The following is a 21,793-nucleotide window of genomic DNA, read 5'->3' as shown; positions in this document are numbered from 1 at the left end:
CGAAGGAACAGCGAGGACTGCGCGAAGGCGTGGATTGTTAAGGCCCGCGCCCACGGGCCTTAACCCGTCCGCCGCAGTGCGGCTGCTGAGACTCCGCCTCTGATGGCGGAAGGAAGATGCTCAGAGCCGGACGTTTATACGGGGAACCGTCATTCAGAGGTAAAAGGTAATGCCCCGGCACGGATGATTAAGGGCCGCGCCCTGTGATATTTGTTATCCCTGACTAAGGCTTTTTCAGCCGTAAGACCATCAGCATCCCCGTCAGCAACAGGGCTGCAGAGAAAAACGCTGTTCCCTGTACACCTCTGAAGGCCAGTAGCTGCCCGCCAGCCAGTGCTCCGCCACCGATGGCACCGTTGAAAATTGCCACATAAAGTGCCGACGCAGGCTGTACAGCCTCTCCGGCACTCTGCAGTACCCATGTCTGTAAGCCGACAAAGATTATGGCAACAGCAGCGCCCCACAGTACCAGCAACAGTGTGACACCAGCCACAGGCAATGGCACAATGAATTTTATCCCCAGCAGTATCAGTGCTGAGGCACAGACCAGTAAACCGCCAGCAATTAGTGTTTTTAGATGACGGTCAATCAGCTTCCCGGCAATAACATTTCCTGTCAGTCCGGCAAGCCCTGAAGCCAGCAGTAACGCTGAAACGGAAGAGTCCGGCACTCCCTGAATACCGGTCAGTAAAAGCTGAATATAGGTGAATGCGGCAAAATGGGCGCTGATAATTACCGCTGTCGCCACGTATAATGCAGGGAGTTGCGGATTTCTGAACAGTCCGCGCCATAGATTGAATTGCACTGCGGGTGGTGACGATAACGGAGGCAGTGTCCAGACCAGGGCGAAAGCCGTGATCAGTGATAACAGAGAAATAGCGCTGAAAGCATAGCGCCAGCCCTCTGACCCCGCCATTACACTGACCAGCGGCACGCCAAGTACACTGGCGGCTGACACTCCGCCAAAAATCACCGATGTTGCCAGCCCGAGCTGTTCGGTAGTCACCAGTTGGCCGACGATGCTACCTATGACCGCCCAGAACGCGCCGTGTGCAATGGCTCCGGCTATGCGCGCAGAAATAAATTCTCCCATTGTCTGAGAATGTGCTACCAGAAATGAGGACACGGCCAGTATCAGCATCAGGAGAACCAGTAACGGTTTACGGGGAAACCGGGCTGGCATCCAGGCTGAAAACAGAGCTGCCAGCGCCCCCGTCCAGCCATAGGCTGTTACTGCCAGCCCGGCCCCGGCCTCACTCTGATGCAGTCCGGTGGCTAACATTCCCAGCATCCCTACCGGTGCCAGTTCGCTTGTAACAATAGTAAAAGCGCTGATCCCCAAAGCAATAACTGCCAGCCAGCCACGTACCGCTCGCGGGCCGGCAGATAAAACTATTTCATTATTCATAAATTACCTTCAAAAACCTCAGAGAAACGAATCGGTTGCATTTCAGGCATTGATTCCTTTCATCCCTTCTGCGGTATAACGCTCTCCGGCGATCGGAATAGCCTCAAGCGCGGTCGTCAGTCCGGTTAATTCGGAAACTGTCAGTTGTATATCAAGCGCAGTGATGTTTTCACTCAGATGTTGCGGATTACAGGTACCCGGAATAGGTACAATGTTCTCCCCCTGATGCAGTAACCAGGCCAGAGCTATCTGTGAGGGGGTGCATTGTTTGCTTTCCGCAAGCGAGCTGATCAGCGCTACCAGAGAGTGGTTCTTCGCCAGGTTCCCGGGCTGGAAACGGGGTAACTGACTGCGAAAATCCTTATCGGGCACCGGCTGATGCTGAAATCTGCCGGTCAGAAAGCCGCGGCCGAGTGGTGAATACGCGACAAAACCAATACCGAGAGCTTTACACAACGGCAATACACTGTGTTCAGCCTCGCGGCTCCACAGTGAATATTCGGTCTGTACAGCAGCGACCGGGTGCACGGCATGAGCTCGCCTCAGGGTTTCAGCGCTGACTTCGCATAAGCCAATCTGTCCAATCTTTCCTTCTGCCACCAGTGTCGCCAGCCCCTGCATAGTTTCCTCAATCGGTGTACGGGGATCGATGCGATGCACGTAGTAAAGATCAATGTGATCGACACCGAGACGTTTAAGGGATGCTTCACAACTCTGTCGCGCATACTGCGGGCTATTACACAACCTGCGCCGGTATTCTCCGGGCTGACGAACAATGCCAAATTTAGTCGCCAGTCGGATATCAGGCTTACGGGTACGAATAAACTCACCAATTAGCATTTCGTTATGCCATGGCCCATAAGTATCTGATGTATCCAGAAAGTTAATCCCCTCAGAAACCGCATAATCCAATACCCGCATCGACGCCTGATCATTCCGTGGCCCATAAAATTCACTCATCCCCATGCAGCCGAGTCCCATGGCCGTGACCGTCAGTCCTGAATTTAAATGTCGTAATTTCATTGTGCTCTCCTTATCGGGAGTGCAGTATCATCCTTCCTGAAATGATAAAACAGAGCAGAAACTGGATAGCTGGTTTCCATTAACGGAAAAAGACAATGACTACTTCTTTTCACTGGGACGATATCCGGATCTTTCTGGCCGTCGCCCGGGCTGGCACTCTGAGTGCGGCCGCTGAAACAATGAATATCGGGATTGCCACTATTTCGCGTCGCCTTGAACGACTTGAGAGGTCACTCTCTGTGCCACTTTTCAGCCGTCACCAGAGCGGATATCGCTTAACAGATGACGGGGAAGCGCTGCTTGAACGTGCAGAAGCTCTGGAATATGCGGGCATGGCGCTTGCTGAGCATGCAAAGTTGCAGGAAAATGTTGCCGGAATGGTCAGACTGGCAACTTCAGATAATCTTGCCAGCCATTTCGTGATGCCATCACTGGCAGATTTACTCGGGCGCTACCCCGGCCTGCGGCTGGAAGTGCTCAGTGGTGTACAGTCAGTCAATCTTCACCGGCGGGATGCTGATTTAGCAATCCGTATGGTGAAGCCGGAAGCCGGTCACCTTACATTGAAACGGCTCGGAACAGTGGGTTTCGGTGTTTACGCGGCTGACAGTTACCTGACAGGTGCGGCTAATACGCCGCCGGATGAGACACACTATATTTCATGGGGAGACTCTCACCAGCATCTGCCCGCGGCACAATGGGTAACGCGTAAACTACGCGGTAAACCCTGCCGTGTGGCAGCAAATACCCTGACCTCTCAGGTCTCAGCCGTCAGCGCAGGCCTGGGTTTCGGAGTACTGCCGCATTTTATGGCACGGCAGCACAATTTGCGTTGTGTTGACCCGGATATCGGTGTTGATCAGGTCTTGTGGCTGGTGATGCATTCAGATCTTGCCGGTTCCCGGCGGGTAAGAGTGGTAGCTGATCATCTGATTGCACTGTTTGATGAAGTAAAACATCAGTTACTGTTACCCTGACGTAATTTTACTCACTGCTCTGCCAGAAGTGACAGCAAGGCCCGGACTGAACTCCCGGCTGGCTTTTGCGATGCTGGCTGACGGCGATGGTTTTCACGTTATATTCCGGCAGTTCGGCTGCAAGACGCGGCGCACCATATTGTTGTTTTGCCGCACTGAACGCCCTGCGAACAGCATTATCGCAGTTAAGGCGGAACGGCTGACGCAGGCTGACCTGGTAACGGCGTTTGAACCAGGCATACCCGCCGCTGCAGGCGATACCTGGACCCGGCACATAGCCTTGATGCTGAACTCAGACTGATATTTTTCAATAAAAGACAGCCTTCATTTCAGGCGCTTCGCGAAGTCTGTCGCGGTCTTTTGGAGAATAGCCAGTTCCTCATCCCGTTCTGTCCGTTGCCGCTTTAACCGGGCATTTTTTGCGGCCAGTTCATTTTCACCTTCTGAAGAAGTGATTTGTTGCTGTTACTTACTGCGCCGGGTACAGAACTGCGATTCGTAAAGACTGAGCTGGCGGGCAGCAGCCACGCCGGGCTGCATCGAGGAATTCAGGTGTGTGTTTGTTTACGGGGCTTCTTGCTGGTTGATGTCGCTTTTGCCATGAGTCACCTCTGGCTGAAAGTTTACTCACTTAATCGTATGCCCACTATTGCGTGTAAGGTCAGACAACGACCTTGAAACTTACCGATATTACGCGGGTAGGATCACTTCCCGTTACTAATCGCTGCCAGACACAAAAAAGCCCGCAGTTACGCGGGCTTAGAGGTACTTTACTGCTTTTACGTGCAGGCTGTTGCCAGACGCGAAATCATTCCCACTCAATGGTGGCCGGTGGTTTACCGCTGATATCGTATACGACACGCGAAATACCATCGACTTCATTGATGATGCGGTTAGATACACGGCCGAGGAAATCATACGGCAGGTGTGCCCAGTGAGCTGTCATAAAGTCGATAGTTTCGACAGCACGCAGAGATACCACCCAGTCGTACTTACGGCCATCACCCATCACACCGACCGAACGTACCGGCAGGAATACAGTAAAGGCCTGGCTGACTTTGTTATACAGATCAGCTTTGTGCAGTTCTTCAATAAAGATAGCATCGGCACGGCGCAGCAGATCACAGTACTCTTTTTTCACTTCACCCAGTACACGGACACCCAGACCAGGTCCCGGGAACGGATGACGGTACAGCATATCGTACGGCAGACCCAGTTCGAGACCGATTTTGCGCACTTCATCTTTAAACAGCTCTTTCAGTGGCTCAACCAGACCCATCTTCATTTCTTTCGGCAAGCCGCCCACATTGTGGTGTGACTTAATCACATGCGCTTTACCGGTAGCAGAGGCCGCTGATTCAATAACATCCGGGTAGATAGTCCCCTGAGCCAGCCATTTCACGTTATTCAGTTTCAGCGCTTCTTCGTCGAAAACTTCAACAAATACGCGGCCGATAGTTTTACGTTTCGCTTCAGGCTCATCAATACCTGCCAGTGCATCCAGGAAACGGTTTTCGGCATTGACATGTACAATGTTCAGCCCGAACTGGTCACCGAACATTTCCATCACCTGCTCAGCTTCGTTCAGACGTAACAGACCATTATCGACAAATACACAGGTCAGACGTGAGCCGATAGCACGGTGCAGTAACAGGGCAGTCACAGAAGAATCAACACCGCCTGACAGACCAAGGATCACATGGTCATCCCCTACCTGTTCACTGAGGCGGGCCACAGCATCATCGATGATTTTAGCCGGCGTCCACAGGGCTTCGCACTGACAAATATCCAGGACAAAGCGTTTCAGCAGTTCCTGGCCCTGACGGGTATGGGTAACTTCCGGGTGAAACTGTACGCCATAAAAACGTTTTTCTTCATTCGCCATAATGGCAAACGGACAGGTTTCGGTACTGGCTACCGTGACAAAGTCATCAGGGATCGCAGTCACTTTATCGCCGTGACTCATCCAGACATCCAGCAGCGGCGCACCCGCCTGGTTCAGGCTATCCTGAATCCCCTTCACCAGCGCACTGTCTGAGGTAATTTCAACCTGAGCAAAACCAAATTCACGCTCAGACGAGCCCTGAACCTGCCCCCCCAACTGCATTGCCATGGTTTGCATACCATAACAAACACCCAGAACCGGAACACCGGCAGTAAATACATACTCAGGAGCACGCGGGCTGTTTTGTTCGGTGGTACTTTCCGGCCCCCCGGAAAGGATAATGCCGTTAGGGTTAAACTGGCGGATTTGTTCTTCGGTGACATCCCAGGCCCACAGCTCACAGTATACGCCCAGCTCACGCACACGACGTGCCACCAGCTGAGTGTACTGAGATCCGAAATCAAGGATCAGGATACGATGTTTATGAATATTTTCCGTCGTCATTACAGTGTTCCAGGCAAAAATTACAGAGCGCCCGGCGATCAGCCAGGCGCGGGAAACAGAAAGAAATTAAGATCCGGTACGGTAGTTCGGTGCTTCTTTGGTAATAGTCACATCATGTACGTGACTTTCAGAAATCCCGGCACCACTGATACGGACAAATTCAGCCCTGGTACGCAGTTCATCGATTGTCTGACAACCGGTCAGGCCCATACATGACCGCAGGCCACCCATCTGCTGATGAATGATCGCTTTCAGATGGCCTTTATAAGCCACACGGCCTTCAATGCCTTCAGGAACCAGTTTATCCGCCGCATTATCCGACTGGAAGTAACGATCAGAAGAACCTTTAGACATCGCACCCAGTGAACCCATACCACGGTAAGACTTGAACGAACGGCCCTGATACAGTTCAATTTCTCCCGGAGACTCGTCGGTCCCCGCCAGCATTGAACCGACCATCACACAGGATGCACCGGCAGCAATCGCTTTGGCGATATCACCAGAGAAACGGATCCCGCCGTCAGCAATCACAGGAATACCGGTACCTTCCAGTGCATCCACCGCATCCGATACCGCACTGATCTGCGGAACACCGACGCCGGTCACAATACGGGTAGTACAGATAGAGCCAGGACCAATACCGACTTTAACCGCGCTGACACCGGCATCGGCCAGAGCTTTAGCCCCTGCTGCCGTAGCCACGTTACCGCCAATGATTTCCAGGTCAGGGTATTTTTCGCGGGTATTACGAATACGCTGTAATACACCTTCAGAATGGCCGTGGGAAGAGTCAATCAACAGCACATCAACACCGGCAGCCACCAGCGCATCAACACGTTCTTCATTACCGGCACCGGCACCCACCGCGGCACCGACCCGCAGGCGGCCATGACTGTCTTTACAGGCATTAGGCTTACGTTCGGCTTTCTGGAAGTCTTTCACCGTGATCATGCCCTGCAGATGGAACGCATCGTCAACCACCAGCGCTTTTTCGATACGCTTTTCGTGCATCTTTTGCAGAACCACTTCACGGGAGTCGTTTTCTTTAACAGTAACCAGACGCTCTTTCGGAGTCATAACCGCAGAAACCGGCTGATTCAGATCGGTCACAAAACGTACATCACGACCGGTAATGATGCCGACCAGTTGCTTATCGACATTGACGACAGGATAACCGGCAAAACCATTCGCTTCAGTCAGACGTTTAACTTCAAGCAGCGTGGTGGAAGGCAGTACAGTTTGCGGATCAACGACCACGCCACTTTCATACTTCTTCACCTTACGAACTTCTTCAGCCTGACGTTCAATGGTCATATTCTTATGAATAAAGCCCAGACCACCTTCCTGTGCCAGCGCAATCGCCAGACGGGCTTCGGTCACGGTATCCATGGCAGCGGAAACCATCGGGATATTCAGACGGATATTTTTTGTCAGTCGGGTACCAAGTTCTGCGGTGTTCGGCAGGACGGTAGAGTGTGCAGGAACGAGTAAAACATCGTCAAACGTGAGGGCTTCTTTAATGATTCTTAGCATAGCAATATCTCGGCCTGGGAGTGATAAAATATTGCAGCGGAATTATACAGGGGCAGGACGCTTGCCTCCAGCTTTTTTTATAAAAAAGTCTTGATACTTATTCACGTCACTGTAGTATCGGTTGATTAACCCGCTGATTTATTATTTGATCTTCATCACATGTTGCACGACGAAAACGCCACAATTTTCTCTGTCAGCCGCCTGAATACAACGGTCCGCAAATTGCTGGAGCATGAAATGGGGCGTATCTGGCTGACAGCCGAGATATCCAACTTTACCCGGCCATCGTCAGGGCACTGGTACTTTACCCTGAAAGATGACAATGCTCAGGTGCGCAGTGCCATGTTCCGCAGCAGTAATCAGCGGGTCTCATTTCGTCCGCAGAACGGACAACAGGTCCTGGTTCGCGCCTCGGTTACCCTGTATGACCCGCGTGGTGATTATCAGCTGATTGTCGAGAGTATGCAGCCAGCGGGTGAAGGTCTGCTGCAACAACAGTTCACCGAGCTGAAAAGCCGTCTGCAGGCGGAGGGCTTGTTTGCCGCGGAGTATAAACAGCCACTGCCCTCACCGGCCCGTCAGGTCGGGGTAATTACGTCGGCGACCGGTGCCGCTCTGCACGATATCCTGCAGGTACTGCGCCGCAGGGATCCCTCATTACCGGTGATTATTTACCCCACTGCTGTTCAGGGTAATGAGGCGGTACCGGCCATAGTCCGGGCGATTGAACTGGCAAACCAGCGTAATGAGTGCGACATATTAATTGTCGGACGCGGTGGCGGTTCCCTTGAAGATTTATGGTGTTTTAATGACGAGCGGGTTGCCAGAGCCATATTCGCCAGCAGATTACCGGTCGTCAGCGCCGTAGGCCACGAAACCGATATCACTATCTGTGATTTTGTCGCTGATCTGCGGGCACCGACGCCGTCAGCCGCCGCAGAGCTGATTAGCCGTAATCAGACAGAACTGCTTCGCCAGTTGCTGTCAGCACAACAGCAGATGGAAATGGCGATGGATTACTACCTGGCCCGTCGTCAGCGTAGTTTCAGTCAGTTACAGCACCGCCTTCATCAGCAACATCCGCAATTACGTCTGACAAGACAACAAAACCTGTTACTGCAACAGCAGCGTCAGCTGCAGGCGGCGTTACAGCAGCAGTTACAGAAACACAACCTGCGCTTTGAACAGTTGTCACAGCGTTTACAACGCCACCAGCCACAGCCACTGCTTTATCAGGCGGCACAGGACCTGAGTCTGGTTCACTACCGGCTGAGGCAAGCGATGGAAAAACAGCTTAATGGCAGCCGGCAGAGATTTGGCACGCTGGCGGTACAGCTGGAAAGTGCCAGCCCGCTGGCAACCCTTGCACGGGGGTTCAGTGTTACTACCAGCAGTAACGGTGATGTCATCAAAAATACCCGCCAGTTACAACGCGGTGATACCCTTCGCACCCGTCTGAACGATGGCTGGGTGGAAAGTGAGGTCACCGCAACAATGCCGGTCAGCCCGGCAAAAAAAACGCGTAAGCCTTCCTCCGGTCCGGCCAGTCAGTCATAACTGCGGTTAACTCAGCAAGATCGGTCAGGACAATCCCCTGGCCCCGCGGCATACTCCACCGACAGGAGAAAATGCCATGCTGACAGACAAACAACGTTATACCACTGACTACCATAAACGCCTGACCCGGGTGCTGGAATATATCGACAGTCATCTTTGCGAGCCGCTGCTGCTGGAAAACCTCAGCAAAGTGGCCTGTTCTTCGCCTTTCCATTTTCACCGCCAGTTTACAGCCTATGCGGGGATCCCTCCCGGACGCTATATTCAGTTACTGCGCCTGCGTTATGCGTCATACCGGCTGGCATTTAATCCTTACCAGAAAATCACTGATATCGCGCTGGATACGGGGTTTACACATGCTGAATCATTCAGCCGTGCCTTTAAACAGGTGTTCGGAATGACCCCCGGAGAATTTCGTCACCGGCCCGGCTGGCTGCGGTGGTATCAGTGTATGCCCCGCCCCCCGATGATGAGGAGAGAAAACATGTTACAGGTGACGATTGTTAGCGTTGCGGATATACAGACAGCCATGCTGACCCACTGCGGAACACCGGAAGCAATTAACGAAACAGCGACACGGTTTGTTGCCTGGCGGAAAGCGTCCGGTTTATCGCCGGTAAGCCGCAGCCGGACATTTGGTATTGCCCCGGATGATCCGACATGCTGCGACCCGCAGAGATTCCGTTTTAAGATTTGCGGCGAGGTGACGGCCCCCATCCCCGAAAATAATAGTTATGGTGTCCTGAACAGTACCATCCCGGGCGGCCGCTGTGCGGTAGTCCGGCACCGGGGATCCCACGACCAGCTGACCGGGATTGCGCAGTCACTCTATCGCGACTGGCTGCCTGGCAGCGGGGAGACCTTGCGTGATTTCCCGTTATATTTTCACTACCATAATTTTGTACACCAGGTTTCAGAGCATCAGTTGATCACGGATATTTACCTGCCACTCAGTGCTGAGCAGCCACCCGGCCCCGCCTTACGCCTCAGCCAGCCAGAGCACCCGGCTGGATGACAGCAGGCCATGCTGCTGGCAAAAGAAGTCGACCGCGCCGCAGGCTTTCAGTACCTGCAGCGGTGTACGGCATTCAGGACAGTAAGCAACCTTGCGGAAGTCAATACCACAGCGTGGGCAGTGCAGAGCTTCCCCCTGTGTGGTGAGCTCTGACTGACAGTGACAACATAACAAAGTCATATGCATTCTCCTGATCAAAAAAGAGGGCATAACAGCCCTCTTTCCCGATAATTAACGCTTATTCTTTTTCAGATGTGACATCAGACGCTGACGTTTACGCTGCTGGGTCGGCGTCAGTAAATTACGCTTACCTGCATACGGGTTATCCCCTTCCTTAAACTGAATACGGATCGGTGTGCCCATAACATTCAGTGAACGGCGGAAATAGTTCATCAGATAACGTTTATAAGAATCCGGCAGGTCTTTTACCTGATTCCCGTGGATCACCACAATCGGGGGATTATACCCACCGGCATGAGCATATTTCAGTTTTACACGTCGTCCGCGAACCAGTGGCGGCTGGTGATCGTCTGCAGCCATGTTCATCACACGGGTCAGCAGTGAAGTATTCACCCGGCGGGTCGAACTGTCGTAGGCTTCGGTTATTGACTCAAACAGGTTACCTACACCACTGCCATGCAGTGCAGAAATAAAGTGAACACGGGCAAAATCAATAAACCCTAACCGGTAGTCGAGGGCTTCTTTAACTTCCTCTTTGATTTCCTGAGAAAGACCATCCCATTTATTGACGACAATAACCAGCGAACGGCCACTGTTAAGGATAAAGCCCAGCAGAGAAAGATCCTGATCTGAAATACCTTCATGGGCATCAATCACCAGCAGGACAACGTTAGCATCTTCAATTGCCTGTAATGTTTTGATGACCGAGAATTTTTCTACCGTATCAGTCACTTTACCGCGTTTACGAACTCCGGCAGTATCAATCAATATATATTCACGATCATCACGTTCCATCGGAATATAAATACTGTCGCGGGTGGTACCCGGCATATCATAAACCACCACCCGATCTTCGCCGAGAATACGGTTCGTCAGGGTTGATTTACCGACGTTCGGACGGCCGACAATCGCCAGTTTGATCGGCAGGGTCGTCGGATCAAAGTCGTCTTCTTCATCTTCCGGAATGGTGTCATTCTCTTCGGCTTCCAGGGCGGCCCAGTATGCCGCATTTTCCTGCTCTTCCGTCAGAGTTTCAATTTCCGGGGTTTCCATCCACGGCTCAAGTACCGCTTCCAGCAGGTTATGCACACCGCGGCCATGGGTTGCAGCAATCGGATGAATATCGCCCATTCCCAGTGAGTAGAAATCAAGTACGGCATTATCCGGGTCCATGCCGTCAGTTTTGTTCGCCACCAGGAAGGTAGGTTTTTGACGGGTACGTAAATGCCGGGCAATCTGTTCATCGGCAGGCATCACCCCGGCGCGGGCATCGACCAGGAACAGGACGATATCAGCCTCTTCGATGGCCATCAGTGACTGGGCAGCCATCCGGTTTTCAACGCCTTCTTCCATGCCATCGATACCTCCGGTATCAATAACAATATATTCCTGGCCCTCAACTTCTGCGCGTCCGTACTTACGATCACGTGTCAGACCAGGGAAATCCGCTACAAGCGCATCGCGGGTACGCGTTAACCGGTTAAAAAGAGTGGATTTTCCTACGTTGGGGCGTCCAACAAGCGCGACCACAGGTACCATAATAAAGCCTCATTACAAAAAATTTCGACCGAATCCGGAGATTATAACGATTCCTGATGCAGAGTTCAGACTATTCAGCAGAAAATCTTCAGGTCGAAGAAAAACGAAACGGCCCCTGTATCACAGGAGCCGTCATTAGCAGGTATTTCTATACCGTATTTTTAACCGTTACTCAGCGCTTAAACGCGTAAACCTCACCTTTTTTCGCCTGAATAATCAGCTTATCTCCGGCTACAATAGGGTTGGTCTGGAAACCGGAACTGTCTGCTTTCTGCTGAGCAACAAAGCGGCCATCAGCAGTATTGATCCAGTGCAGATAGCCCTCTGCATCACCAACGACCAGATAACCGTCATACAGTACCGGTGCAGTCAGATTACGGTGCAGTAATTCACTTTGACGCCAGATAGCAACACCACCATCAGTCGCGACGGCATCGACACGATCGTTCTGGTCAACCAGATAAATACGGCCATTATCGACAATAATATTTTTTACGCCACCGGTTTCACGTTTCCACAGTACTTGCCCTGAACGCAAGTCCAGCGCGGATAAGTTACCGTTATACGCCAGCGCGTAAACAACCCCGTTAACAATAACCGGCGTTACATCCACATCACTCAGGCGATCAATTTCGGTTGCACCGCCTGGCTGAGAAATACGCTGCTGCCAAATCATCTGGCCCTGGTTCATAATGACCGCACTGACACGGCCGTTATCACCACCGACAATCGCGCCACCAAAAGCAACCGCTGGCGCGGATTCACCGCGTAACGACAGTGCCGGCACATCCAGATTGACCATCCATTTACTGGCGCCGGTATTCTGGTCAAGGGCCTGCAGGATGCCATTGCTGGTATGGATTAATACCAGCCCGTCGCTGACCACCGGGTGCGACAGAGCTTCACCGGCAACCGGCACTTTCCATGCAACTGAACCGTCACTGCTATTCAGGGCAAAAACTTCACCGTGTTCACTGCCGATGTATAGCAGACCACCCTGAACGGTAATCCCCCCGGACAGCATTGCCGAAATATTCGAAGAGAAGAATCCGGTACGGGTGGAAAGGTCAACCTTCCATTTCTGCTTACCGGTATCGGCATCCAGTGCTTCAACAATACCAAAACGATCGGCAGCATAGACTGTATTGTCCTGCCATGCAGGGTGAAGGTTGGAATAGAAATCACCCACCCCGTCTCCTACCGATTTATCCCACACCTGAACCGGCGTGAACTGATTTTCCACTTTAGGCAGTGGCGACATTTTCACCACATCTTCTTCGCCACTGAATAGCGAACAACCGCTGAGCAAAGTGACCGAAAACAGTCCCGGCAGCAGGTATTTACGTAATTCCATGCGCTCTCTCTTTACCGTCTTAGCTTAAATTATTTAATTTCATCTGCATCATTTGTTTCAGTGCAGGTGAAGCATCAGAATCAATACCTTTGCTCCAGGCTGCCCGGGCCCCGGCTTTATCGCCTTTGCTCAACAAAGCCTCACCGCGGATATCCGCAGACAGAGCCGTCCAGCTATCCCCTTTAATACTGTCGAGGGTTTTTAGCGCATCATCAGCCTGATTCTGCTGCAACTGCAAACGTGCCAGACGTAAGCGCATTACCGCCTGAAGATTCGCATCATCGCTGTCTTTAATGCCCTGCTGTAACTGCACAGCCGCTTTATCAGGATGACCTGTGTCTGCATAAATCTTCGCCAGGTCCATAGCGGCTAATGCGCCGTAAGAACCCTGAGTCTGATTAACAAAAGCCGCAACGGCTTCCAGTGTTTCCGGTTTATCAGCGTTCATTGCCTCAGACAGTTGCTGGTAACGGGCTGAACTCTCCAGGGCATTACTTTCCTGATGGCTCATCCAATAACGCCAGCCACCCAGGGCTGCGATACCAATTACTAATCCTGCTGCCAGTGCCTTACCATTACTGGTAAAGAAATGTCTGAGAGCATTAGTCTGTTCCTGTTCTGTGCTGTAAACTTCCACGCCATCCTACTCCTGTCAAAGCTTAATAATATCTGCCGGTTACTGTAATACGTTCAGTAATACGCCAGATACGTCATCCCGGTTAACGGTTTGCTGGTCGCCGGAGCTCAGGTCTTTGATCACAACCTGGTTGTTTTTCACTTCCTCTTCACCCAGCACCAGGGCCACCCGGGCTCCCCACTTATCGGCACGGGCAAATTGTTTTTTGAAGTTACCGCCACCAAAATTGGTCATAACTTTCATTTCCGCGCTGGCATCACGCAGATCTTCGGCCAGCTGCATCGCTGCTGACTGCACACCGGCACCTGAAGCGATAACATAGACATCGACTTTACGGGTCGGTTCAAAATCCGGGTTAACTGCCTGAACTAAAAGTACCAGACGTTCCAGTCCCATCGCAAAACCAACGGCCGGCGTTGCTCTGCCACCCAGTTGTTCTACCAGACCATCATAACGTCCACCGGCACATACCGTCCCTTGTGAACCCAGGCTGTTGGTCACCCATTCAAATACAGTGCGGTTATAGTAGTCCAGCCCGCGGACCAGACGCTGATTGACCGTGTAACTGATACCGGCATCATCCAGTAAGGCACACAGACCATCAAAGTGTTCACGTGATTCCGGGTCCAGGTAGTCACCTAACTGAGGTGCATCGTTCAGCAGTTGCTGAATATCCTGGTTTTTACTGTCCAGCACCCGCAGCGGATTGCTGTACATACGGCGTTTACAGTCATCATCCAGAGCCTCTTTATGCTGCTCAAGAAAAGCGACCAGTGCATCACGGTAGTTTGCACGGGCTTCCAGCGAGCCAATAGAGTTCAGTTCCAGACGGACATGTTCAGCGATACCCAGAGCTTTCCACCAGCGGGCTGTCATCATAATCAGCTCAGCATCAATGTCCGGACCCTTCAGGCCGAAAACTTCCGCACCAATCTGATGAAACTGACGGTAGCGCCCTTTCTGCGGACGCTCATAACGGAACATCGGCCCGATGTACCATAACCGCTGTTCCTGGTTATATAACAGACCATGCTCAATACCCGCACGTACACAACCGGCAGTGCCCTCAGGACGCAGCGTCAGACTATCGCCATTACGGTCATCAAAGGTATACATCTCTTTCTCAACGACATCGGTAACTTCACCGATCGCACGTTTGAACAGAGGTGTTTGTTCAACAATCGGCAGACGGATTTCGCTGAAACCATAACCCGCCAGTACCTGCTTAAGGACCTGTTCAATTCGTTGCCAAAGTGCGGTATCTGCTGGCAGATAATCATTCATTCCGCGGATAGCCTGGATATTCTTCGCCACGTCAAAATCTCTTAAAACAAAAAACCTGTCCGGCATCATACCTTATCGGGCTGATACCGCACAGGAGCAATCATCAAACGATACATTCCCTGAGGAATGCATCACCTTTATTTCTCAACCTGGCGGACAGTAATCCGGTGATTTTCGTCAAGCATTGAAGCTTTAGCCCGGATACGCGCTTCAAGTTGTTCAATCATATCGCTGTTATCCAGCCGGTCACGTTGCCGGACACCGTCTTCATAAAACCCGCTTTTTTTGCTGCCGCCGGTAACGCCAAGTGTCGATACAGTGGCTTCACCCGGTCCGTTAACCACGCAGCCAATGATAGAAACATCCATCGGGGTGATAATATCTTCAAGGCGTTGTTCCAGTGCATTCACGGTACCGATCACATCAAATTCCTGACGTGAACAGGTCGGGCAGGCAATGAAGTTGATCCCGCGGGCACGGATACGTAATGATTTCAGGATATCAAAGCCGACTTTAATCTCTTCGACCGGATCGGCAGCCAGGGAAATACGCAGTGTGTCACCAATACCTTCAGATAACAGTAACCCCAGACCAATCGCAGATTTAACCGACCCGGCACGTGCGCCACCGGCCTCAGTGATCCCGAGGTGCAGAGGCTGATCAATCTGTTTTGCCAGCAGACGATAAGACTCGACAGCGAGAAACACATCCGAGGCTTTCACACTGACTTTAAACTGATCGAAATTAAGCCGGTCCAGATGATCAACATGGCGCATAGCCGATTCCAGCAATGCCTGAGGCGTCGGCTCGCCATATTTTTCCTGCAGATCTTTTTCCAGTGAGCCGGCATTTACCCCGATACGAATCGGAATATTATGGTCACGGGCACAGTCAACCACCTGACGGATACGTTCATTATTGCCGATATTCCCCGGGTTGATACGTAAACAGTCAACACCATACTCGGCCACTTTCAGGGCAATACGGTAGTCAAAGTGAATATCTGCCACCAGCGGCACACTGACACGTTGTTTAATCAGACGGAAAGCTTCAGCAGCATCCATGGTTGGCACAGACACACGAACAATATCAGCACCTACCCGCTCCAGAGCTTTAATCTGAGTAACGGTGGCTTCGACATCAGTCGTACGGGTATTGGTCATCGACTGGACGGCAATAGGCGCTCCGTCGCCGACTGGCACCTTACCAACATAAATCCGCGTGGATTTACGACGGTTTATTGGAGCCTGGTTATGCATATTTTTTCTCCACAAGTCCTCTGCAATGGCGCGCTATTATGCACCAACTGTCAGGCGGGCGACCTGGTTATTACGAATAAAACGATTTAAATCAACAGGCTGACCACGGAACTGTACAGAAACAGCTGAGGGTGCGCCAATTTTTAAGCGATACGGCGTTTTGCCTTTCAGGTTCAGGCTGCTTCCCTTACGTTGTAAACCACTGAACAGTTTACGGCCGGTTGCATCAGTCACTTCCAGCCAGCAGTCTCCGTTAAAGTTCATTACCAGCGCATCTGAACTTGCGGCTGTGGTATCTGCAGCTGCTGTCGCAGGGGCCGAAGCGGTAGTATCCGGCGCCTGAGGAGCCTGAGCAACGGCCGGCGGACTGGCCGGTAAAGAGGTCTGTGACGGAGAAACCGCGACCGGCTGAGCTGGCGTCTGTGGTGCTGCCGGTGTCTCAGCAGCAGGTGCCGGGGTATTTTCAGGCGCAGCAGGTGCCGTGTTCTCTGTATCCAGAGGCACCGGGGTTGAGCCTGTCGCTGAACTGTCGTCGGCCGACAGAGGGATAGATTGTTCATTACCGCCGCCGGATGATACTTCTGACGCGGAATCCGTCATCGCCGCCATATCCGCCTGAGAGGCTTTGTGGTTCTGCCACCACCAGGCAACAGTAAGGCCCACCACGACAAGGATAACCAGCACGGTAAATGTTGTCAGCATGCCATCGCGTTTCTTGCGCCGGCTGCTGCTGCCAAGGGAGATATTGTGCATAGGGGTAATTTTTGCCGAACGCACCGGTGCCTGTTTAGAGAGCATCGGCAAAATATCATCTTCAGGGACATTCACCAGCCGGGCATAAGAGCGTATATAACCGCGTAAGAAAGTCGCGGCTAAATCAGTCGGTGATTTGTCCTCCTCGATATCACGTACCGTGGACACTTTCAGGCAAAGACGTTCCGCAACATTTTGTTGCGTCAGCCCTTTGGATTCACGGGCTAAACGCAGACGTTCACCTGTGGACGGGACTGCAGATTTTTCTTGGGTGGCTTCAGTATTCATTAGCTAAATAACGCTGGTACTGTATCGAAAGTGGATAAACCCGCGCTAACTGGTCACCGTAACGCTTCACGTCACTGGTGGCATTTTGTCGCGCGGCGTAAAGAATCTTTAACCATAAACTCTCTGCACTGGCAGAGCGTTGCTGGTGATAAATCTCTAACAACAACCGTGTATCCGCAAATTTCTGTTGTTCCAGCCGTCGGCCGGCTTCTTCAAGCAATTTACCGGCTGCAGAATTTTCAGCAACAACCGCCTGCGACAAACTATCAGCCGCCTGGCGGGTATCCCCCGCATCCAGAAAACACCTTCCTGAAAACAGTAGTGCCTGAATCCGGCTGCCGGTTTCATCAGCCTGCATTGCCGCTAAGAAACGGGACTGTGCTTTATCATACTGCCTTAAAGAACACAGAAACGCACCGTAATTATTAAGCACATAGCCATTTTCCGGTGCAATTTCCTCTGCCCGGGTGTACCAGACAGCCGCCTCGTCATTATCGCCCTGAGCCTGATAAAGCCGGGCCAGTCCCAGCACAGGCCGGTAATCTTCTGCCGCTGCCAGTCTGGCTCGTTGCAGGTTCCGTTCGGCGGCAGAATACTCCCCTGCCACCAGATATTGCAGGCCTAACTGTAACCGCACCGGTGAAACTGACGGCGGACGGCTGCAACCGCTAACAACTGCCGAAACTGCCAGCAATGCAGTGGTCATCCATGATTTTGTTAACATCCTCTGTCTCCATGCTCATCCTGACGAAGCTATAAGCCATACAGATGACAGAGGATCAATTAAACTAAGAACCGTATAAGCTTAGACTGCCTTCACAGAGATTTCTTCACCGGCTGCTTTTTTGCGTAAAGTCCGCTTTGTACGGTCAATAACATCCCCGGCTAACTGCCCACAGGCAGCATCAATATCGTCACCGCGGGTTTTACGCACAATAGTGGTGAAACCATAATCCATCAGTACTTTCGAAAAACGGTCAACACGGCTATTAGAGCTGCGGCCATAAGGCGCACCCGGGAAGGGGTTCCATGGGATCAGGTTGATCTTACAAGGGGTGTTTTTCAGCACTTCTGCCAGTTGATGAGCGTGATCGGTGCTGTCATTAACATGATCCAGCAAGACATACTCAATAGTTACACGGCCCTGATTGGCGTTAGACTTTTCCATATAGCGTTTGACCGACTGCAGGAAAGTCTCGATATTATATTTTTTGTTAATTGGCACAATTTCATCACGCAATGCATCATTCGGCGCATGCAGGGAAATAGCCAGTGCCACATCAATCATATCACCCAGCTTATCCAGTGCCGGAACCACCCCCGATGTCGACAGGGTTACGCGACGTTTAGATAATCCGAAACCAAAGTCGTCCAGCATGATTTCCATCGCCGGGACAACATTATTCAGGTTCAGTAACGGCTCACCCATGCCCATCATTACCACATTGGTAATCGGACGCTGGCCGGTTACTTTGGCCGCACCAATAATTTTCGCTGCCCGCCACACCTGACCAATAATTTCCGACACGCGCAGGTTACGGTTAAAACCCTGTTGTGCGGTAGAACAGAATTTACATTCCAGTGCACATCCGACCTGTGAGGAAACACAAAGTGTCGCGCGGTCATTTTCAGGAATATAAACCGTTTCTACCAGCTGGTCACCGACGCGGATTGCCCACTTAATGGTGCCATCAGACGAGCGCATTTCTTCAGCCACTTCCGGCGCACGAATTTCGGCGACCTGGCTCAGTTTCTGCCTCAGGACTTTGTTGATATCTGTCATCTGCTCAAAGTCATCACTGCAATAGTGATAAATCCATTTCATTACCTGATCGGCACGAAATGGCTTTTCCCCGAGTTCAAGAAAGAATTCACGCATTTGCTGGCGGTTTAAATCCAGCAGGTTGATTTTAGCTTTGGGTGTCGCAGTGACAGGGGTTACGGATACAGGAGTTGCTGCAGGTTCGGACATAATAATCTCTGGCCTCGTTGTTACACGTTATGGCTCGGTTATGGATAGACAGTTTAATAAAGAAACACCCCTGCAGAAATATTCTGCAGGGGTGCTTATTGTACATTATCTGTTGCGGGATGCCATTCAGGGTTGCCCCGTTCACTGACTATTTTGTCACTGTGTGTTTACAGTCATTTCCCGCAGGGACAGATTAACGGGTACGCGGGCAAACTTCACCTTCAGCGAAGAAGTAAGCAATTTCACGTGCTGCAGATTCCTGAGAATCAGAACCGTGAGTTGCGTTCTCGGTGAAGCTGTCAGCGTAATCTGCGCGTAAAGTACCCGCCAGAGCGTTATCCGGGTTAGTTGCACCCATCAGGTCACGGTGACGCTGTACTGCGTTTTCACCTTCCAGTACAGAGACAACAACCGGACCAGAGGTCATGAATTCTACCAGACCGTCAAAGAAAGGACGGCCTTTGTGTTCTGCGTAAAAACCTTCAGCCTGCTCTTTGGTCAGGTGCAGCATTTTTGCAGCAACAATTTTGAAGCCAGCGCTTTCAAAACGGTTATAGATAGCACCAATCACGTTTTTAGCGACAGCGTTTGGCTTGATAATAGAAAACGTACGTTCGATTGTCATTTTGACCTCAGTCTGAACTTTCACAGTATGTCGCACAGAATAATTATTGCGGCCTGAAAACAGAATACGAAATAACCGTTCCGGCGAAGAAACGGCGCAAATTATAGGGGGCTATGCCGCTATTGCCTACGGTAAATCGTGTTTTTTTTTAAAAAATCATCGCCTGATCAGCAGATTGGTGGATAGATGAACAAAATACCTGTCTTTCACCGGCCGGATAAATCCCTGCCCGCGTAAAAGTATGACAGTTGTTGTCTTTTTCCTGCGCCGGAACTTGAGCTGACAGATAAAATCACCGACACTCAGAACACCCTAATTCCACAGGAGAGGCTATGAATCCGGCAATTTTTGTAACTACCGCATGGCTGGCTGAGCATCAGCATGATCAGCATCTGCAAATACTGGATGCCAGAATGCTGCCACCGGGCCAGGAACTGACGCGAGATATTGACCGTGAATACCAGGCCGGACATATCCCCGGAGCACCCTTTTTTAATATTGAAGCATTGTCCGACCACAATAGCCCCTTCCCGCATATGATGCCACGGCCGGAGGCCTTTGCGGTTGCTATGCGTGAACTGGGGGTGGACAGTGATAAACACCTGGTGGTATATGACGATGGCAGCCTGTTTTCAGCGCCGCGTGCATGGTGGATGCTGCGCCACTTTGGGGTCTCTCAGGTCTCGATCCTCGCCGGCGGATTGCAGGCATGGAAAGAGGCCGGGCTACCGACAGAGACCGGGATCCCTCAACTGGCCGAAGGTGTTTTTGATGCCAGGCCACAGCAGGGGCAAATCAGCCGGCTGAATGATGTATTACTGGCCAGCCACGAAGGCAGTGCTCAAATCATTGATGCACGAGCCGCTCCTCGTTTTAACGGCGAGGTGGATGAGCCCCGGCCGGGTCTGAAACGAGGCCATATCCCGGGCAGCCTGAATATTCCCTGGAATAGCCTGGTACAGAACGGACAGTTACTCAATGACGAACAACTGCGCAAGGTGTTCGAAGCCGCGGGTGTGGATATCCGCCGACCGGTGATCGCCAGCTGTGGTTCAGGTGTTACCGCCGTGGTACTGATTGCTGCCTTAACCCGTCTTGGTCAGCAACAGGTCAGCCTCTACGACGGCGCCTGGGGAGAATGGGGCAGCAGAGACGACCTGCCCGGGGTGCAATTGTAATAACCTGTATTTTCCGGGGCACCCGTCCCCGGATTTATAAAATGCGCTGCCCGCCGTTTAACGCCAGTCCGCGCAGAAAACTGCCATGGGGCCGCTGATAGAACGGTATTATATGGGCGCTGAAGAAGTGACTGATACCTTCAGATGACTCCCGGACTTCACAGAAATCGATCACCCCATCATCAGGAAGCGTATCCATAGCCACGTGCCCGGCCGCCTGAATAATATCATCCAGATCGTCGCTGGCTTCGATACCGATCAATAAATTCCCGGGTTGCTCCGGTGTTTCTTTACACCATGCAATAAAGGCCCTGCGAACCGGTTTATATGTACTGAACAGTTTTTTCAGCGAGTCTGTCAACTGTTGCGGAGGCTGCTCAACGGCCGACAGTAATAACGTCTGCCCCTGTTCGCGGACACTGAGCTCAGTTAACGCGTTACCAGCCCCCGATAACAGCGCATCTATTTCTGCTACCGTAAATTCTTTCCCGCTGTCACGCCCCGGATTCAGAAACAGGATTTCGCCACGGGTCATTTCAAACAGTGCCCGGGTACTGAGGCTGAAACCTGCTTTTTTCGCCCCGCCCGCTTCGGTAAAGGCGGCTTCTGAGGTGAAGAACGGTATCACAGGCTGTCCGTCCTCTTTTTCCCAGTGTTCAAGATCACAGATCGTACTCTGTTCTGTGCTTCCCGCATTGTTACTGCCGATAACCCAGACATCAGACTGCATCAGCCGCTGAAAAAATTCAGGACGATGGGCCGGTTCTGTTGCCGCTTTAGTTAACAATTCTTCAAGAGATATCTGCATTTTATCTGCCCGAA

At 51.7% G+C, this 21,793-nt stretch carries 19 protein-coding genes and 1 pseudogene; 4 read left to right on the top strand and 16 right to left on the bottom strand.

What is annotated here, in order from left to right; translation table 11 throughout:
- Positions 1-223 precede the first annotated feature (223 nt).
- Together JK198_RS13265 and JK198_RS13260 are read right to left on the bottom strand one after the other, a co-directional pair.
- Positions 224-1,408: an MFS transporter gene (locus tag JK198_RS13265; RefSeq protein ID WP_212708059.1), complete on the bottom strand. Its 1,185-nt coding sequence runs from the start codon at positions 1,406-1,408 to the stop codon at positions 224-226.
- A gap of 42 nt (positions 1,409-1,450) precedes the next feature.
- Positions 1,451-2,431, bottom strand: a complete 981-nt coding sequence (locus tag JK198_RS13260) for an aldo/keto reductase (protein WP_212708060.1) — start codon at positions 2,429-2,431, stop codon at positions 1,451-1,453.
- 95 nt (positions 2,432-2,526) lie between these two features.
- On the opposite strand from JK198_RS13260, the gene JK198_RS13255 reads away from it, so the two are divergent.
- Positions 2,527-3,408, top strand: coding sequence for a LysR family transcriptional regulator (locus JK198_RS13255; protein WP_212710726.1), 882 nt, complete (start codon positions 2,527-2,529; stop codon positions 3,406-3,408).
- 64 nt (positions 3,409-3,472) lie between these two features.
- On the opposite strand, the pseudogene JK198_RS16845 reads toward JK198_RS13255, so the two are convergent.
- The 3 genes and pseudogenes from JK198_RS16845 to guaB all read right to left on the bottom strand — a co-directional run.
- Positions 3,473-4,010 (bottom strand): annotated as a pseudogene (locus JK198_RS16845) (IS3 family transposase); the annotation flags it as partial.
- Positions 4,011-4,216: 206 nt separating this feature from the next.
- Positions 4,217-5,797: a glutamine-hydrolyzing GMP synthase gene (gene guaA, locus JK198_RS13245; protein WP_212708062.1), complete on the bottom strand. Its 1,581-nt coding sequence runs from the start codon at positions 5,795-5,797 to the stop codon at positions 4,217-4,219.
- Positions 5,798-5,863: 66 nt separating this feature from the next.
- On the bottom strand, positions 5,864-7,330 hold the full coding sequence (gene guaB, locus JK198_RS13240) for an IMP dehydrogenase (RefSeq protein WP_212708063.1): 1,467 nt from the start codon (positions 7,328-7,330) through the stop codon (positions 5,864-5,866).
- Between the two features lie 159 nt (positions 7,331-7,489).
- Here guaB and xseA point away from each other — a divergent pair, with 159 nt between their 5' ends.
- Together xseA and JK198_RS13230 are read left to right on the top strand one after the other, a co-directional pair.
- Positions 7,490-8,887, top strand: coding sequence for an exodeoxyribonuclease VII large subunit (gene xseA / locus JK198_RS13235; protein WP_212708064.1), 1,398 nt, complete (start codon positions 7,490-7,492; stop codon positions 8,885-8,887).
- Positions 8,888-8,963: 76 nt separating this feature from the next.
- On the top strand, positions 8,964-9,902 hold the full coding sequence (locus JK198_RS13230) for an AraC family transcriptional regulator (protein ID WP_212710728.1): 939 nt from the start codon (positions 8,964-8,966) through the stop codon (positions 9,900-9,902).
- Here the strand turns inward: JK198_RS13230 and JK198_RS13225 are convergent.
- The 10 genes from JK198_RS13225 to ndk form a co-directional block, all read right to left on the bottom strand.
- Positions 9,867-10,082, bottom strand: a complete 216-nt coding sequence (locus tag JK198_RS13225; RefSeq protein WP_212710729.1) for a zinc ribbon domain-containing protein — start codon at positions 10,080-10,082, stop codon at positions 9,867-9,869. The genes JK198_RS13230 and JK198_RS13225 overlap by 36 nt on opposite strands.
- Positions 10,083-10,133: 51 nt before the next feature.
- Positions 10,134-11,621 (bottom strand): ribosome biogenesis GTPase Der, encoded by a 1,488-nt coding sequence (gene der, locus JK198_RS13220; RefSeq protein ID WP_212710730.1) that lies wholly within the window; start codon positions 11,619-11,621, stop codon positions 10,134-10,136.
- Positions 11,622-11,793: 172 nt separating this feature from the next.
- Positions 11,794-12,975, bottom strand: coding sequence for an outer membrane protein assembly factor BamB (bamB, locus tag JK198_RS13215; protein WP_212708068.1), 1,182 nt, complete (start codon positions 12,973-12,975; stop codon positions 11,794-11,796).
- Positions 12,976-12,994: 19 nt separating this feature from the next.
- Positions 12,995-13,612, bottom strand: a complete 618-nt coding sequence (locus JK198_RS13210; RefSeq protein WP_212708069.1) for a YfgM family protein — start codon at positions 13,610-13,612, stop codon at positions 12,995-12,997.
- Positions 13,613-13,651: 39 nt separating this feature from the next.
- Entirely contained in the window at positions 13,652-14,926 is a 1,275-nt protein-coding gene (hisS, locus tag JK198_RS13205; RefSeq protein ID WP_212708070.1) for a histidine--tRNA ligase, read from the bottom strand.
- 107 nt (positions 14,927-15,033) lie between these two features.
- A complete protein-coding gene (gene ispG / locus JK198_RS13200; protein WP_212708071.1) occupies positions 15,034-16,155 on the bottom strand; it encodes a flavodoxin-dependent (E)-4-hydroxy-3-methylbut-2-enyl-diphosphate synthase in 1,122 nt (373 codons plus the stop codon).
- Between the two features lie 36 nt (positions 16,156-16,191).
- Positions 16,192-17,196, bottom strand: coding sequence for a cytoskeleton protein RodZ (rodZ, locus tag JK198_RS13195; protein WP_212708072.1), 1,005 nt, complete (start codon positions 17,194-17,196; stop codon positions 16,192-16,194).
- Positions 17,186-17,920, bottom strand: a complete 735-nt coding sequence (gene pilW / locus JK198_RS13190) for a type IV pilus biogenesis/stability protein PilW (RefSeq protein WP_249213327.1) — start codon at positions 17,918-17,920, stop codon at positions 17,186-17,188. Before pilW ends, rodZ begins: the two co-directional genes overlap by 11 nt.
- A gap of 81 nt (positions 17,921-18,001) precedes the next feature.
- Complete coding sequence (locus tag JK198_RS13185) at positions 18,002-19,168, bottom strand: bifunctional tRNA (adenosine(37)-C2)-methyltransferase TrmG/ribosomal RNA large subunit methyltransferase RlmN (protein WP_212708073.1); 1,167 nt, start codon at positions 19,166-19,168, stop codon at positions 18,002-18,004.
- A gap of 193 nt (positions 19,169-19,361) precedes the next feature.
- On the bottom strand, positions 19,362-19,793 hold the full coding sequence (gene ndk, locus JK198_RS13180) for a nucleoside-diphosphate kinase (protein WP_038022177.1): 432 nt from the start codon (positions 19,791-19,793) through the stop codon (positions 19,362-19,364).
- 332 nt (positions 19,794-20,125) lie between these two features.
- Here ndk and sseA point away from each other — a divergent pair, with 332 nt between their 5' ends.
- Complete coding sequence (gene sseA / locus JK198_RS13175) at positions 20,126-20,971, top strand: 3-mercaptopyruvate sulfurtransferase (RefSeq protein WP_212708074.1); 846 nt, start codon at positions 20,126-20,128, stop codon at positions 20,969-20,971.
- A gap of 34 nt (positions 20,972-21,005) precedes the next feature.
- Here the strand turns inward: sseA and sseB are convergent, their stop codons facing one another.
- A complete protein-coding gene (sseB, locus tag JK198_RS13170; protein ID WP_212708075.1) occupies positions 21,006-21,779 on the bottom strand; it encodes an enhanced serine sensitivity protein SseB in 774 nt (257 codons plus the stop codon).
- Positions 21,780-21,793: the final 14 nt, after the last annotated feature.

This window comes from Tatumella sp. JGM91, from assembly GCF_018257575.1.
Lineage (GTDB): Bacteria > Pseudomonadota > Gammaproteobacteria > Enterobacterales > Enterobacteriaceae > Tatumella > Tatumella punctata.
The sequence above is the reverse complement of the archived record's forward strand: the minus strand, read 5'-3'. Positions and strand labels throughout refer to the sequence as shown.

Coding starts and splice junctions, on each gene's coding strand:
- JK198_RS13265 (WP_212708059.1), bottom strand. CDS start 1,408: ATGAATAATGAAATAGTTTTATCTGCCGGCCCGCGAGCGGTACGTGGC.
- JK198_RS13260 (WP_212708060.1), bottom strand. CDS start 2,431: ATGAAATTACGACATTTAAATTCAGGACTGACGGTCACGGCCATGGGA.
- JK198_RS13255 (WP_212710726.1), top strand. CDS start 2,527: ATGACTACTTCTTTTCACTGGGACGATATCCGGATCTTTCTGGCCGTC.
- guaA (WP_212708062.1), bottom strand. CDS start 5,797: ATGACGACGGAAAATATTCATAAACATCGTATCCTGATCCTTGATTTC.
- guaB (WP_212708063.1), bottom strand. CDS start 7,330: ATGCTAAGAATCATTAAAGAAGCCCTCACGTTTGACGATGTTTTACTC.
- xseA (WP_212708064.1), top strand. CDS start 7,490: ATGTTGCACGACGAAAACGCCACAATTTTCTCTGTCAGCCGCCTGAAT.
- JK198_RS13230 (WP_212710728.1), top strand. CDS start 8,964: ATGCTGACAGACAAACAACGTTATACCACTGACTACCATAAACGCCTG.
- JK198_RS13225 (WP_212710729.1), bottom strand. CDS start 10,082: ATGACTTTGTTATGTTGTCACTGTCAGTCAGAGCTCACCACACAGGGG.
- der (WP_212710730.1), bottom strand. CDS start 11,621: ATGGTACCTGTGGTCGCGCTTGTTGGACGCCCCAACGTAGGAAAATCC.
- bamB (WP_212708068.1), bottom strand. CDS start 12,975: ATGGAATTACGTAAATACCTGCTGCCGGGACTGTTTTCGGTCACTTTG.
- ispG (WP_212708071.1), bottom strand. CDS start 16,155: ATGCATAACCAGGCTCCAATAAACCGTCGTAAATCCACGCGGATTTAT.
- rodZ (WP_212708072.1), bottom strand. CDS start 17,196: ATGAATACTGAAGCCACCCAAGAAAAATCTGCAGTCCCGTCCACAGGT.
- pilW (WP_249213327.1), bottom strand. CDS start 17,920: ATGTTAACAAAATCATGGATGACCACTGCATTGCTGGCAGTTTCGGCA.
- JK198_RS13185 (WP_212708073.1), bottom strand. CDS start 19,168: ATGTCCGAACCTGCAGCAACTCCTGTATCCGTAACCCCTGTCACTGCG.
- ndk (WP_038022177.1), bottom strand. CDS start 19,793: ATGACAATCGAACGTACGTTTTCTATTATCAAGCCAAACGCTGTCGCT.
- sseA (WP_212708074.1), top strand. CDS start 20,126: ATGAATCCGGCAATTTTTGTAACTACCGCATGGCTGGCTGAGCATCAG.
- sseB (WP_212708075.1), bottom strand. CDS start 21,779: ATGCAGATATCTCTTGAAGAATTGTTAACTAAAGCGGCAACAGAACCG.